The 13,834-nt window shown below is 61.7% G+C and carries 11 protein-coding genes; 6 read left to right on the forward strand and 5 right to left on the reverse strand.

Translation table 11 applies throughout. The features are described from left to right. Positions 1-2: 2 nt before the first annotated feature. The 3 genes from H6650_09585 to H6650_09595 form a co-directional block, all read right to left on the reverse strand. Positions 3-2,156 carry an SBBP repeat-containing protein gene (locus H6650_09585; protein ID MCB8952249.1) on the reverse strand — a complete coding sequence of 718 codons (2,154 nt, stop codon included), beginning with the start codon at positions 2,154-2,156 and terminating at the stop codon, positions 3-5. Between the two features lie 63 nt (positions 2,157-2,219). Continuing rightward, entirely contained in the window at positions 2,220-3,290 is a 1,071-nt protein-coding gene (locus tag H6650_09590; protein ID MCB8952250.1) for a phosphotransferase family protein, read from the reverse strand. Positions 3,291-3,293: 3 nt separating this feature from the next. Further along, entirely contained in the window at positions 3,294-4,487 is a 1,194-nt protein-coding gene (locus H6650_09595) for an acyl-CoA dehydrogenase family protein (GenBank protein ID MCB8952251.1), read from the reverse strand. Positions 4,488-4,795: 308 nt separating this feature from the next. Between H6650_09595 and H6650_09600 the strand changes: the two genes are divergently transcribed. The 3 genes from H6650_09600 (at position 4,796) to H6650_09610 (ending at position 7,267) form a co-directional block, all read left to right on the forward strand. Further along, on the forward strand, positions 4,796-5,575 hold the full coding sequence (locus H6650_09600) for an NAD-dependent deacylase (protein MCB8952252.1): 780 nt from the start codon (positions 4,796-4,798) through the stop codon (positions 5,573-5,575). 85 nt (positions 5,576-5,660) lie between these two features. Next, positions 5,661-6,455, forward strand: coding sequence for a sortase (locus H6650_09605; GenBank protein MCB8952253.1), 795 nt, complete (start codon positions 5,661-5,663; stop codon positions 6,453-6,455). Positions 6,456-6,688: 233 nt separating this feature from the next. Beyond that, positions 6,689-7,267, forward strand: a complete 579-nt coding sequence (locus tag H6650_09610; GenBank protein MCB8952254.1) for a hypothetical protein — start codon at positions 6,689-6,691, stop codon at positions 7,265-7,267. 55 nt (positions 7,268-7,322) lie between these two features. On the opposite strand, the gene H6650_09615 is transcribed toward H6650_09610, so the two are convergent. Then, on the reverse strand, positions 7,323-8,342 hold the full coding sequence (locus H6650_09615) for a zinc-binding dehydrogenase (protein MCB8952255.1): 1,020 nt from the start codon (positions 8,340-8,342) through the stop codon (positions 7,323-7,325). A 589-nt stretch (positions 8,343-8,931) separates the two neighbouring features. Between H6650_09615 and H6650_09620 the strand changes: the two genes are divergently transcribed. Together H6650_09620 and H6650_09625 are read left to right on the forward strand one after the other, a co-directional pair. Next, complete coding sequence (locus tag H6650_09620; protein ID MCB8952256.1) at positions 8,932-9,552, forward strand: HAD family phosphatase; 621 nt, start codon at positions 8,932-8,934, stop codon at positions 9,550-9,552. Between the two features lie 12 nt (positions 9,553-9,564). Further along, positions 9,565-10,602: a GNAT family N-acetyltransferase gene (locus H6650_09625; protein MCB8952257.1), complete on the forward strand. Its 1,038-nt coding sequence runs from the start codon at positions 9,565-9,567 to the stop codon at positions 10,600-10,602. A 51-nt stretch (positions 10,603-10,653) separates the two neighbouring features. On the opposite strand, the gene H6650_09630 is transcribed toward H6650_09625, so the two are convergent. Then, positions 10,654-12,522, reverse strand: coding sequence for a VCBS repeat-containing protein (locus H6650_09630; protein MCB8952258.1), 1,869 nt, complete (start codon positions 12,520-12,522; stop codon positions 10,654-10,656). A 278-nt stretch (positions 12,523-12,800) separates the two neighbouring features. Here H6650_09630 and H6650_09635 point away from each other — a divergent pair, with 278 nt between their 5' ends. Further along, on the forward strand, positions 12,801-13,562 hold the full coding sequence (locus tag H6650_09635; GenBank protein MCB8952259.1) for a hypothetical protein: 762 nt from the start codon (positions 12,801-12,803) through the stop codon (positions 13,560-13,562). The last annotated feature ends 272 nt before the right edge of the window (positions 13,563-13,834 follow it).

The raw sequence follows: 13,834 nt of genomic DNA on the forward strand, positions 1-13,834 counted from the left end.
CGCTATGGGTTGCCGAGGTGGAAAAGTGCCGGCATATACACATCCCAATTCTCCACTTCCGGCGTCGCTGTGGGCGTCGCTGACGGCATCGGCGTCTGCGTGACCGTCGGCGTCGCCGTGACCGTTGGCGTGGCCGTCGCCGTCGGCGTCCGCGAAGGCGTGGGAGAGGGGCCGGGCGTCGCCGTATTTGTGGGCGCAGGCGTCGCCGTGGCCGTTGGCGTGGCGCTGGGTGTGGCTGTGGCCGTCTCTGTCGGTGTGGGTGTTGGCGTCGGCGCCGCCCCCAGCGTCATCTTCAACACAAACGCATCCGTCTCAATGCTGTTGTGCGTCTCATCATACGCGCCCGCCGTCGTCGGAAAATCGTCCGAATCCGTCTGCCCCGTCAGGTAAACCATGTCCGCGCCATCCAGCGCCACGGCCAACCCTTCATCCACGTTGCCGCCTCCCAGGTACGTGCCGTAAAGCAGCGACTGCCCCGCCGCGTCCAACCGCGCCAGAAAAGCGTCCTGCATCCCGTCCAGGGCATTATCAAAGCCATTTCCCGCCACGGGAAAATCCGCCGCCTGCGTTTTGCCCGTCACCAGGGCGCGGTTCTGGCCGTCCAAAACGATCTCCGCCCCCTGGTCGCTGCCCAATCCACCCAAAAACGTGCCGTACACCAGCGCCGACCCCGTCGCATTCAGGCGGGCGACGAAGGCATCCGGGCAGGGTAGGCCACAATCTCCACCGCCAAACGTTCGATCATAGGCCCCCGCACTGGTGGGGAAGTCACTCGAGCGGGTCATCCCGGTTACAAACACGTTGCCGCCGGCATTGAGGGCCAGCCCCGCCCCTCGGTCTTCATCACTACCGCCCAAATATGTGCCATAAACCACCGTGCCGGCATTTAGATTTAACTCAAAGACATAGACATCCCAACCGCCAAAAGGTGTAGGTGAGAAAGAACCAGCAGTGGTCGGCATATCCTGCGAATTCGTCCAACCGGAAAAGTAGACGAAACCCGAATCATCCACGGCCACTGCCGTCGCCTCGTCAATGCCACTGCCCCCAACAACGAACCCTCGCTCCAGACTGGAGCCGTCCGCGCTTATGCGAGCAACGAATGGACTGCGATTGTCGGCAGGGCCAATGATGTTCGTAATAAAATCAGAGGACCATGTGCTGCCAACAACATACGCCCTGCCGTTTGCATCCACCGCCACGCCATTAGCCAGATCGAAATCTGTTCCGCCAAGAAAAGTCGCATAAACAACCTGCCCACTTGCATCCACTTTGATGAGGAAGCCATCACTCCCTCCACCGTACGTGGTGTCATGAGCGCCAGGCGTAACCGGGAAATCAGGTGAGTCCGTGCTTCCTGCCAGGTAAGCATTGCCCATGTCATCCACCGTAAAACCGTAACCATAATCAGGCGCGCTGCTGGGCGGATTGAAATGGATGACGTAATCCAGATCACTGCCATCGGGCAGGAACTTCGCCACATACACGTCAACGCCGTGGTCGGGCGCGGCGGGTCCCACGCCGGGGAACGGCTGCGACGTGGTTGTGCCGCCCACGTACACGTTGCCGTCGCTATCCACGCCAATGCCATCTCCCTCATCCGCGTAAATCCCGCCCAGGTAGCTGCTAAAACTAAAAGGCCAATCCGCCGGCGCGTGCGTCACCGCAGTTGCCAGAGGCCACGCCGCCAGCGGGTCTTGCGCCGCCGCCAGCGTCACGGGTTGCCCCCGGCGCAGCCATTGGCGGCGCAACTGACCACCCGCGCCGCTCATTTCCAGGTCCAGCCCCGGCTGCACGCCGGCAAAACGCAGCCCGCCCCACACGGGCACATTCACGAACTGCCGCCCCCCTTGATAGTAGGAAACGACCGTGTCGCGCGGGGCAAACGGGGTGATGTGCGTCGCCGCCAATGGGAACCGCCGGGCGTCTACGTAGATGGCATCGTGGGTGAACCAGAGGGTGTGATTGCCGGCATCGGCGCGGAAGCGGACGGCGGACGGAAATTGACCCACATTTTGCACAAACAGGATAGGGGACGCGCCCCCTGCCGCGTTGGTGGGCGCGGCGGCGGCCTGCCGCCATCCCCACCAGCCCCAAATGCCTACGCCCATAATCAGCAACCCAACGAGGGCCGCGCGCCAAAATCGTGTTGTCATGTGTGTTTTTCTCCGTTGTTTACTTGCCGTCAGGCGGTGATTATAGCATGGGGGATAGGCGAACTACAGGCGACCGTCGCAAATCATCTCCGCTGCTTCGGCGAGGAGGGGGATGAGTTGGCCCATGCCGGCAAAACGGCTATCCTGAGTCTGTCCGCGCACAAAACGCACATAAATTTGCGCCAGAATCACCGCCACGCGGAACACGCCCAGCGCGTGATAAAAGCGAATGTGCGACACGTCCCGCCCGCTGACGGCCGCATAACGCCGCACCAACTCCGCCCGCCGCAAAAAACCGGCCTCACCCGGCGGCATAATGCTGGCCGCCACCATCCGCAGATAGGGCGGGTCGTCCGGCTCCGTCCAATACGCCAGCAGCGCCCCCAAATCGCACAACGGATCGCCCAACGTACACATATCCCAGTCAAACACCGCCACCGCCCGACCCGGATCATCCGCTGCCAACATCACATTATCCAGTTTGAAATCATTATGCACCAGCGTCGGCGCGGGAGAGGGGGGAATGTGCGTTCGCAGCCACGTATACACCGATTCCATGGCCGGCGTCTCCGCCACTTTGGCCCGCTGCCAGCGCCGATACCAACCATCCACTTGCCGCGCCACAAAGCCATCGGGCCGCCCCAACCCCGCCAGCCCCAACGCGCCATAATCCACCGCTTGCAGCGCCACCAGCACGTCCACGAGCGTCTCACTCATGCGGCGCGCCGCGTCCGTCCGTGCCGCGTAGATAGCGGGCATCTGCGTGCGCACGACCACGCCCTCGCGCCGCTCCATCACGAAAAAGGGCGCGCCGGCCACGGCCACATCGTCGCAAAACAGAAAAGCGCGGGGGGCCAGGGGGAACGCCTGATGCAGCACGGAAAGGACGCGGTACTCCCGCTCCATGTCGTGCGCCGAGGGCGCGACCGGCCCCAGCGGCGGGCGGCGCAACACGTATTGCCGCGCGCCATAATCCAACAAGTAGGTCAAATTGGCCTTGCCGCCGCCGAATTGGCGCACCGCCAACGGTTCGTCGCTGCCCGGCAGGCGCCCGCGCAAGTAGGCCGCCAGCCGCGCTTCATCCAGCCGTTCGTCGGGGCGCATGGGCATGGTGTCTTGCTCGTTCTGGCGCATACGTTATGCCTCGTCGCGCATGGCGCGCAAAATGTGGCGGGCTACGCTCATTTTATGCACCTCGTCCGGCCCATCGTAGATGCGGGCAGCTCGTTCGTGCGCGTACCAGAAGGCCAGCGGCGTATCGTCGGTGACGCCCAATGCGCCGTGCGCCTGGATGGCGCGGTCCAGCACGCGCTGCAAGGTGTTGGCGACGAAGAACTTGATCAGGGAGATGTCGATACGGGCGGCGTAGGCGCCGTGGCGGTGGATTTTTTCGGCGGCGTCGAGGACCATGAGGCGGGCGGCGTTGATCTCCGCCCGGCTTTCGGCGATCCAGTTTTGTACCGTTTGTTGTTCGCCCAGATAGCGTCCCGGAGCGACTTGCCGTGTGAGAGAATGCCGGCACATCAACGCAAACGCCCGCTCGCAAATACCAATCCAGCGCATACAATGATGGATGCGCCCCGGTCCCAACCGCTCCTGCGCAATGGCAAAACCATGCCCCTCCGCCCCCAGTCGGTTGCTTTGCGGCACGCGGCAATCCTCATAGCTGATCTCCGCGTGGCTGGCATGGTCCGCCCCCGGCGTCCCCATCACGGAGATATTGCGCACCAGGCGGAAGCCAGGCGTGTCCGTGGGCACGATGATCTGGCTGGCGCGCTGGTGACGGCTCTCCGCCTCCGGGTTGGTGACGGCCATGACGATGGCGAAGGCCGCGCCCTCCGCCGACGACGTGAACCATTTGCGCCCGTTAATCACGTAGTCGTCGCCCTCTTTGACCGCCGTGGTCTCCAGCCAGGTGGGATTGGAGCCAGGCGCGTCCGGTTCCGTCATGGAGAAGCAACTGCGAATCTCCCCGGCCACCAGCGGGTGCAAGTAGCGCGCCTGCTGCTCCGGCGTGCCATGCTCAATCAACACCTCCATGTTGCCGGAATCGGGAGCCTGGCAGTTAAACAGATAATGACCCAGGGGACTGCGCCCCAGTTCCTCGCTGACGCGGGCGAATTCGGGCAGCGTCAGCCCCATGCCGCCGTAGGCCTGCGGCACTTGCGGGGTCCACAGCCCCAATGCTTTCACCTGCCGCCGCTTTTCTTGCAGCGTGGGCAGCAAAGCGGCAAATGAGCCGTTGAGAAAGGCCGGCTCCAGCGGCATCACCTCCTCGCGGATGAAGGCGCGGACGGTCTGAACGATTTGATCTAGTTGTTCCGGTAGCATAATGACCTCCAAGATTGGTTCATTCTTGCAGAGTAACTGCCAAGCCAGATTGGGGCAATTTTCTCTGGCGAAATGGGTCCAGTCTCCAGAGAGCGCTAGTAGTTACGCAGAATGAACCAATCTAAATAACCTGGCAGGCAGCGCGCCTGACTATTGTATGATAGACTGCTTTGGAACAATGAACAATCAACCGTCAACGGAAAACGAACAACGCGCATTTGACCAACGGCCATGATTCACTTTGGGCGCCGTTTCTTTCCCATCCGCATTTTCCGCGTTTATGCGCGTCCTACAAAGGGGAGGATCATATGAAGTTTCCGGATTCGCTTTTGACAACGCTGCGGGCAGCGCGGCATGTGGCGGTGCTGACGGGGGCGGGCATTTCGGCGGAGTCGGGCATTCCTACGTTCCGCGAGGCGCAAACAGGGCTGTGGGCGCAGTATGACCCGCAGGAACTGGCGACGCCGCAAGCTTTCCGGCGCGACCCGCGCCTGGTGTGGGAATGGTATACGTGGCGGCGGGGGCTGGTGCTGGCGGCGGAGCCGAATGCGGGACACCGGGCGCTGGCGGCGCTGGCGGCCGTGACGCCACGGCTGACGCTGATCACGCAGAATATCGATAACTTGCACCAGCGCGCGGGGAGTCCGGCGGTGATTGAGTTGCATGGGAATATCACGCGCACGATTTGTTTTGAGAACCGCCATCCGGTGACGGATTGGGCGGAGACGAATGCTCCGCCGCCGCGCTGCCCGGTTTGTGGCAGTTTGCTGCGCCCGGATGTGGTGTGGTTTGGCGAGTCGCTGCCGGCATTTAACATCTCCCAGGCCATGCACGCCGCCAAAACGTGCGACATCTTCTTCTCCATTGGCACATCGGCGCTGGTTTACCCCGCCGCCGCGCTGCCGCTGGCCGCCGCCGAGAACGGTCACTTCCTGGTAGAAGTCAATCCGCAACAGACCCCCCTGACGCCGTATGCTTCTTTGTGGTTGGATGGCCCCGCGGGAGAGATAATGCCGGCACTCCTGCGCGCCGCCTGGCCAGATCATCAAACCGGCGATGAAAACGCGCCTTTTGGGAACGGCGCATAGGACGATTGGGCGACTTTCCATAACGTTTGTCATCTTTTATACTTGAGGCGCAACCCTGTTGATTGCCACGACCGAGGGAAGCTGCATGACACCGACGCGGAAAAAGACCCATTCCCCCCCCCCACGCATTCCCCTGGGCGCGGCCCTGGTCATCATCGGGTTGATGATGGCGCTGACGGCCATCCTGCTGTGGGCGCTGGCGCCGGTCGATTTGCCACAACGATTGGCGCTGGCCATCGTCCCCGCGTATGCCACCCCCGTCACGCTGCCCACGCCCATGCCCCTGGCGACAACGGCGCTGGAGGCGGAGGCATGGCGCGGCGGCGTTTTCCTGCCGGAGACCCCGGCGCGCGGCGAACTTCCCTCGCTGGCGGCGGCGGACCTGGCTCCCCGGCTGGTGGCGCGCGCGGCGCTGCCCAACCAGCCCACGCGCCTGTCGATCCCACGCATTGGCCTGGATGCGCCGGTGGCGGCGATTGGCGTGACCACGGTGCGGGCAGGCGGGCAGACCTATTTGCAATGGAATGTGCCTAATGCGCCCGTGGTTGGCTGGCACGACACCAGCGCCGTGTTGGGCGCGGGCGGGAATACCGTTCTCAACGGGCATCACAACATTTACGGAGAGGTTTTCCGCCATCTGGCTGACCTGGAGGCGGGGGATGAGATTGTGGCCTATGCCGGGGAGACGGTGTACCGGTTTGTGGTGAGCGAGACGCTGCGGCTGCCGGAGCGCGGGGAAACGACGGCCACGCGCCTGGAGAATGCGCGCTGGATTGAGCCAACGGCGGATGAGCGGTTGACGCTGATTACGTGTTGGCCTTATACGGGCAATTCGCACCGGCTGGTGGTGGTGGCGCGGCCGGCGGCGGAGACGCCTTGATGGGCTGGCGCGTCGGCCGTCAGCAATCGACGATTAACAGTCAACGAAAGTAACCACTAACGCTCTCTAGAAATTGGTCCAATCTGGCTTAGCCGTTACCAACGAAAATCAAAAAACGCGCTTCTGACCGCTATTCACGATCCACGGCTTCTTTTATCCGCGTTTTCCACGTCTTACCCTTGAAAGAGACGAGTTAGAAACTCGCCCTACAGGATATTTTCGCAGGAGGTTTTATGATGATGAAGTTAAAAGCAAGTGTGTTGATTTTGACGGTGTGGTTGGTTTTTGCCGGCACGGCCTTTGCCCAAGACCCGCGCCCGACACCCACTACCATTCCCCCCACGGGGAACACGGGCACGGATACCGCCCCGGCCAATGGGTCGATCCGGGGCACGGTGTACGAAGATGTGAATTTTGATGGGAAGTGCGGCGTGGGGGATGCGGTGATTGCCGGCATTCCCATCCGTTTCACCAGCAGCGGCGGAGATGCCATTTACCTGCAATCTGGCGAGAATGGAACCTACGGTCTCGTTGCCGTGGGCTTTGGTACGTGGGAGGTCAGTGCGGAACCGCCGGCGGGTTGGGTGGTTTCTTCCACCGACCCAATTGCCGTCACGTTGGTGAATGAGGATGGGCGTAAGGTGGCTTTGGGGGTTGATTTCTGCCTGGCAAATGCCGGCAGCGGCGGCGGCGCAACCCTCCTCCCCGAAGCCGGTGCACCTATTGCCCCGGCGCTGATAGCCCTTTTGTTGGGCGGCCTGTTGCTGGCCGGCGTCGGCGCGGCAATGGGGAAGCGGAGGGAGGAGGTATGAGGTAGGAGGGGCGGTTGGTGGGCGGGGTTTTGCGGGCATGCTCACCACTTGCCGCTCATTGGGGTAGCAGCAGGACTTTGCCTGTGTTTTGTCTGTCCTGAATGAAGTGATGGGCGGCGTCGGCTTCGTGGAAGCGGAAGGAACGGTCGATGTGCGGGCGGAAGAGGGCGGCGTCGTACCAGTCGATGATCTGGGCCATGGCCGCTCGCAGCAGGTCCACTTCGTCCCACAAATGCACCAGGTTGAAGCCCATCACACCCTTGTTTTCGTTGATCAGCTTGATGGGCGTGAAGAAGGGAAGGTTGCGTAGCAGGTTGAACATCTGGCGCAGGGAGCGTTTTTTGCCGGCAGCCACATAACTGATGCCGAAATAGATCACGCGCCCGGTAGGGGCCAGCAAACCGTAATTCTTGCGCCAGTGCGGCCCCCCCTGCGGCTCCAGCACAATGTCCACCCCCGCTCCGCCGGTCAGGTCCATCAGCGCCTGCTCATAATCAGGGCTGACGTAATCCAGGGCGTGCGTCAGGCCGCGTTCGCGCAAGAACGGGTGCTTTCCTGGGGACGCCGTGCCATAGGTCTGCGCGCCCAGAATGCGGCAAATGTCCAGCGCCGCCAATCCCACGCCGCCGCCCGCGCCATGAATCAGGACACGACTGCCGGCACGAAGGGATCCCATCACGACGAGCATCAAATAAGCCGTCAGGTAGTTCAAGGGCAGCGCGGCGGCATCGGCGGCGCTCATCCACTCCAGGCGTGTGAAAACGTGGCGATAGGGCACGCAAACCACGTCACTGTAGCCGCCAAAATGGGTCAGCGCCATCACCTTTTCCCCCTCCTTTAATCCGGTGACGCCCTGGCCGAGGAGATCAATCGTGCCCGCCACTTCATAACCGGGCACGTAGGGAATGGCGGGGGCATCAGGATAAACCCCCATGCGCCCCAGAATGTCCGCGAAGTTGACGCCGCTGGCCTCCACGCGCAAGCGCACCTCCCCCGTGCGCGGAACAGGATCGGGCGCTTCTTGCAACTTTAGCACTTCTGGGGGACCGGCTTTGGTGATCCAGACTTGTTTCATGGCAATGTTCAGGTAAGGAGTGACTTTTCTGTTATCCGGCGCGGGCGCGGCGCGCCCAGGCGTGCCGCGCCTGCAACACGAGGAATCATAATGCAATCCAGCCAGACTGCAAAGGGGATTCTTAAATTACAATGCTTGACACTTTTTGCCGCCTGTGCTACATTTTTTGCGGCGCTCAAGAGTGAGCGACTATCACGACAGGAGAAGCACGCTATGATGATCACTATCCAAGCAATCAGCAACATCAGCGGATATGGCGGCGGAGCCGTCGATCCGGGCGTGCGTCTGCATCCTGACAGTTGACATAACTTGCAACAACAACTCTCAGGCCGCAGCGCAACCATTGCCTGCGGCCTTTTTCTTTTCTCCGCACCCGGTTGGCGCGGAACCAGAAGGACGTGGGCACGGCTCACGTCCTTTTTTGTTGCCCCGGTTCCTCAAGATTTGTTCATTCTTGGTAACTACTAACGCTCTCTGGAGATTGACCGATTTCACCAGAGAAAATTGGTCCAATCTGGCCTGGCAGTACCTTTCTCCGAGAATGAACCAATCTAAACAATCGTCAACTTTTCTAACCACAGAGGGAAATATGATAAAAGCCATTCTTTTTGATGTCGGTGGGGTGCTGCTGCGCACGTTTGACCAGGGTCCGCGGCAGCGCTGGGAGAAACGTCTGGGGCTGCCCCCAGGTGGATTGGAAGCGCTCGTCCTGAACAGCGAACGTGGGCACATGGCCCAACGAGGCGAGGTAACGGAAGAAGCGCATTGGCAATGGGTTGGGCACACGCTGCAACTGCCCGCGGCGGACCTGGACCAGTTTCGCCGCGACTTTTGGGCCGGCGACCGGCTGGATAGCGGCCTGGTACGCGATATTCGCCGCCTGCGGCGCGGCTACCGGACAGGCATTATCAGCAATGCTTTTGATGGCCTGCGCCATGTGCTGCATACGCAGTATCCGATTGCCGATGCTTTTGACGAAATCGTGGTGTCCGCCGAGGAGGGAATCATGAAGCCGGATGCGCGTATTTTTGAACGGGCGCTGAGCCGGATAGGATGCGGGCCGCAAGAGGCCGTTTTTATTGACGATATGGCAGCCAACGTGGCCGGCGCGCGGGCTGTGGGCCTGGCTGCCGTTCATTTCACGTCAGATGTGGACTTGCTCGCGCAGTTGAGTCTTCTGAGCGTCGTGGTTGACGACGACAGCACATGAGGAGATGTTATCATGCTAGATGTTTTCACGGAAGAAGTATTGACCGGTGAACTGCCAAAAGGCTTTGGCGCCCGCCCGGCGACAATGGCGGATGCGCCCGCGGTCACGGAACTGCTCAACGCCAGCGCCGTGGCCCAGATTGGCTACGAGGAGTTCGACCTGGAAGAGACCTATGTGGAATGGCAAACGCCCGGATTCGATCTGGAGCGAAGTTCGCAGGTGGTCTTGTCCCCGGAAGGGATGATTGTGGGGTATATGGAAGTGTGGGATGTCGCGGAAACGCCGGTTCATCCGTGGTTATGGGGCCGCGTCCACCCGGATTACGAAGGGTTGGGCATCGGTTCGTACCTGCTGGATTGGGCGGAGGCGCGCGCGCGGCAGGCGTTGAGCCGCCTCCCGGCACATGCGCTGTTCAGCGTGCGCGCCGGCTGCGTGAGTACGTATCAGCCGACAAAGGCGTTGTTCGAGGCGCGCGGGATGAAGATGGTCCGCCACTTCTATCGCATGGTAATTGACCTGGAGCAGCCGCCCGCGCCGCCGCGGTTCCCGCCGCACATCGTGGTGCGTACCCTGGTGGAACGACCTGATCTGCGCGCCATTTTCCAGGCGGTGGAAGAGTCTTTCAGCGATCATTGGGGTCATGTGCCGGAATCGGAGGAGAAGGTGCTGGCGCGGTGGCGGCACATGATGGAGACGGACAAGGATTTTGATCCGGCGCTGTGGTTTTTGGCGATGGATGGGGAGGAAATTGCCGGCATTAGCCTCTGCTCCCCCCGTCTACCCGAAGATGAAAACCTGGGTTGGGTCGGCATACTCGGCGTGCGTCGTCCCTGGCGGCGGCAAGGGCTGGGGCTGGCTCTCCTACAGTATTCGTTCGTCGAAATGTACGCACGCGGCAAACAGCGCGTCGGTCTCGGCGTGGATGCCGGCAGCCTCACCGGCGCAACCCGTTTGTACGAAAAAGCCGGCATGGCCGTTACGCGCCGGTTCGACACCTACGACAAACTGATTCGCCCCGGCGAAGAGTTGAGCCTGGAAACGCTGGAATAGTTCACGGGGGCATGGTTTGGGTCGGGTCATCCGCCCAGGCCATGCCCATTTTCATGGAAAAACGAGCGTATCGCACGTCTCGTTGTTTTGGTTGGGATCGTAAACGTAAGCGGGCTGGCTCACATCCTCGACGCAGGTGGTCCACGCGCCCCCGCTGGCGGACCAGACGTAGAACCAGGCGAAGCCATTGGCGGCGGTGAGGGCCTGCTTGTGTCGCACCTGCCCCGTGGGCGTGGTGAGGGCCACGGAAACGGCGGCGCCGGCTACGGGGCCGCCGTCGGCATCATTCACGCGCACCAGGGAGAAGGCGATGGCGCCATTGGGCAGCGTCCGCCCGGCCAGCCAGATGCCATAAATGTGCATCGTGTCCGTGACGGGCGCGCCAATGATGGTGAAGGGCGCAGGTGTCGTGCCGCTGGCGCTGCCGCCGGCGGTGGTGACGGTGTAGCGCACGTAGGCATTGTCCGTTGCGGGCAGGTCGGGAGGCAGCCGCCACTGCGCCCGCCCGTTGTTGGGCAGGTCGGCGGCGATGGGCGTCCAGGGACCGTTGGGGCCGTTGAGGGATAGTTCCAATGTGACGCTGGAGGCGGCCTGGGCGGGCACGGCGCTGACCCAATCAATAAAGTGGACCGCGCCGGCGCGCAGGGTGGCTCCCGGTCGCGGTGATAGGGGGGAGATGGTGAGTGCGGCGGGAACGGAGGCTTCTTTGAAGAAGTGGGGATGGTTGCGGTCGTTGGGCCAGTTGCCTTCGTCGGAAATGAGGGCGATGTCGGGGTAGCCGTTGTGGTCGGCGTCGGGACCAACGCGGAAGGCTTCGATGTAGCCGGGCGTGGGGAGGGTGAAGGTGGCGACGGGGATCCAAGTGCCGGCATTATTCCCCAACCACACACCCACATGCCCCTCACCGGCTGCCGCCACATCGACGAAGCCGTCCACGTTCATGTCCTGCAACTGCGTCGCTTCACACCAGGCAGATGCCGGCAATCCACTCGACAACGACTGCCACACCCCCTCCGCCACCATCCCCCACACCTCAATGCCACCGCTTCCATTACAAAACGACAACTCATCTCCCCCATCCCCATTCACATCCCCCAGATCAATCCCCGTACGCCCCAACGCACCACCCGGCGGCAAATTCCCATCTGCCGGCGTGAATCCACCGCTCCCATCCCCCACATACACCGTCCCATTCTGGTTCGCCGTGGCGAAATCGGCCAGCCCATCCCCATTGACATCCCCAAACGTCATGTCCATGTCCGAATTGCCACCCAGATAGCCAAAACTCTGCGTCCACGTCCCATCCCCCTGGTTCAAATAGACATGCACGCCGGCGCAGCAGCCAAACGAAGCGGAAGCCAGGTCCAGGTCGCCATCGTTATCCACGTCGGCAAAATCGGTACCGAACATCCCCCACGTCTCCCCATTCGTCGCCAGGCCATCATCCCAAGCCATCCAGTTCTGGCCCGTGCCATCCCCCAGGGCCACCTCCAGAATCTGGTCGCCCAGATCCGTGCCTGAATAGTTGTGGTGCATCCCATACCCCACATCCAGGTCGCCATCATTGTTCACGTCGCCCACAGCCAGGCCGCCATAGCCGAAGTCGCCATATTGGAACACCGACCACGCGCCCGCGCCATCGCCAAACCAGACCATGATGCCATGCTCGCCCGTGTTGATGAAGGGGGAACCGTGGTCGCCAATGGAGAGCAGGTCCGGGTGTCCGTCGCCGTTCACGTCGCCAAATTCCAGTTCCGTGCGCCCCGACTCCATCACGGGCACGCCCAGCCCCGCCGACGACTCCACATAGCTGATCGTTTCTGGGGAGGCAGGCGGAGGCGCCGCCGTGGAAGCATGGGTACGCACCGCCAACAAACAAAAAATGAGTAGGAAGAACGGGAAAATCATCTTGCCTTTCATGGCGCACGAACTCCTTTATATCGCTCATGTCATTCTTCGGGGGTGAAACGAAGCGGATCAGGCACATCTAACTGCCTGTTTTTCTCCTGACAACTCAACGATAGAATCAAAGAGAAGGTTTATGCAAGAATGACGGGTTGATGGAAGAAACCCAATACGCCTCGTGAAACGACGTCGGATATTGTAGCATAGAAGCACGAGTCAACGTGACACGCTTTCCGCGGGAAGAAACAATGGCCGTAATACACGCTATTCCTTGGGAATAAATCTGAGGCAAAATGACAATTGCGCGGTGGCGACGACCTTTGGTGGTAGGTGGGGTGGTATTGGGCGTTCTTCTCTTGTTGGGCGCGGCAGGGTGGTTCTATTTGAACCGGGCAGCCGACGACCCGCGCAACGGCGCGATGGTGCTGTGGGCGCGGGGGGACGCCGCCGCGCGCGCCTCGCTGGTGACGGTACAGCGGGAAACTTGCCCGGGTGCGCCTTTTGTTTTGCCGGCATCTGGCTTCATCGGCCTGCTCTACGGAGATCCCCGCGGCCCCTACAGTTCCGCCCACCGGCATCAAGGCATCGACATCTTCAGCGACAGCGACCCGGGCACAACGCCCGTCTACGCCGCCTACGACGGCTACATCACCCGCGAGGCGGATTGGGTCAGCACCCTGATCCAGCGCGTGCCGCGCAATCCATTGAATCCCGACGAACAAATCTGGCTGTACTACACGCATATGGCCGACGCCACGGGCAAGACTGTCTACATCGACCCCGCCTTTCCCCCCGGCACGCGCGAACTGTTCGTGCCCCAGGGAACGCTGCTGGGGTACACGGGCAACTACAACGGCGCCGCCGGGGGGCGCATCTGGACGCATCTGCACTTTTCCATCGTGCGCGACGACGGCCACGGTCACTACTTGAACGAACTGGAGATCGCCAACACGCTGGACCCCTCCCCCTTCCTGGGCATGGCCGTCAACTACGCCTGCCAGAGCGGTCCCGCCACCTGCACGGCAGCGCCAACCTGCGCGAACGAGAGCAACTGACGGCAAACGGCAGCAGGTTAAACAAGTCGTTCTTGCGGGTTGCCGGCAGCAAGCGTGATTTCGCCACCCCCTGCCCGTTTTCTAACAGATAGCACCCCAAACGAGGGCGACCATCTCCCAAACAGGACGGCAGGCGTCTGATGCACACCAACAGCATCGCTTTTTTGCTCCCGCGACCCTACCTCATTATACTTGCCCCAATTACGGTGGCTCACCCTCTGGTTCTTGCAGGCTCCTTTTGGACGCGCCGTATGAATCCTTATACGTTAGGC

It is taken from the genome of Ardenticatenales bacterium (assembly GCA_020634515.1).
Taxonomy (GTDB): Bacteria; Chloroflexota; Anaerolineae; order Promineifilales; family Promineifilaceae; genus JAGVTM01.

What these genes read in the sequence shown, in the direction of transcription:
- H6650_09635 (MCB8952259.1), top strand. Translation starts at nt 12,801, where the DNA reads ATGACAATTGCGCGGTGGCGACGACCTTTGGTGGTAGGTGGGGTGGTA.
- H6650_09620 (MCB8952256.1), top strand. Translation starts at nt 8,932, where the DNA reads ATGATAAAAGCCATTCTTTTTGATGTCGGTGGGGTGCTGCTGCGCACG.
- H6650_09625 (MCB8952257.1), top strand. Translation starts at nt 9,565, where the DNA reads ATGCTAGATGTTTTCACGGAAGAAGTATTGACCGGTGAACTGCCAAAA.
- H6650_09610 (MCB8952254.1), top strand. Translation starts at nt 6,689, where the DNA reads ATGATGATGAAGTTAAAAGCAAGTGTGTTGATTTTGACGGTGTGGTTG.
- H6650_09630 (MCB8952258.1), bottom strand. Translation starts at nt 12,522, where the DNA reads ATGAAAGGCAAGATGATTTTCCCGTTCTTCCTACTCATTTTTTGTTTG.
- H6650_09615 (MCB8952255.1), bottom strand. Translation starts at nt 8,342, where the DNA reads ATGAAACAAGTCTGGATCACCAAAGCCGGTCCCCCAGAAGTGCTAAAG.
- H6650_09585 (MCB8952249.1), bottom strand. Translation starts at nt 2,156, where the DNA reads ATGACAACACGATTTTGGCGCGCGGCCCTCGTTGGGTTGCTGATTATG.
- H6650_09590 (MCB8952250.1), bottom strand. Translation starts at nt 3,290, where the DNA reads ATGCGCCAGAACGAGCAAGACACCATGCCCATGCGCCCCGACGAACGG.
- H6650_09605 (MCB8952253.1), top strand. Translation starts at nt 5,661, where the DNA reads ATGACACCGACGCGGAAAAAGACCCATTCCCCCCCCCCACGCATTCCC.
- H6650_09595 (MCB8952251.1), bottom strand. Translation starts at nt 4,487, where the DNA reads ATGCTACCGGAACAACTAGATCAAATCGTTCAGACCGTCCGCGCCTTC.
- H6650_09600 (MCB8952252.1), top strand. Translation starts at nt 4,796, where the DNA reads ATGAAGTTTCCGGATTCGCTTTTGACAACGCTGCGGGCAGCGCGGCAT.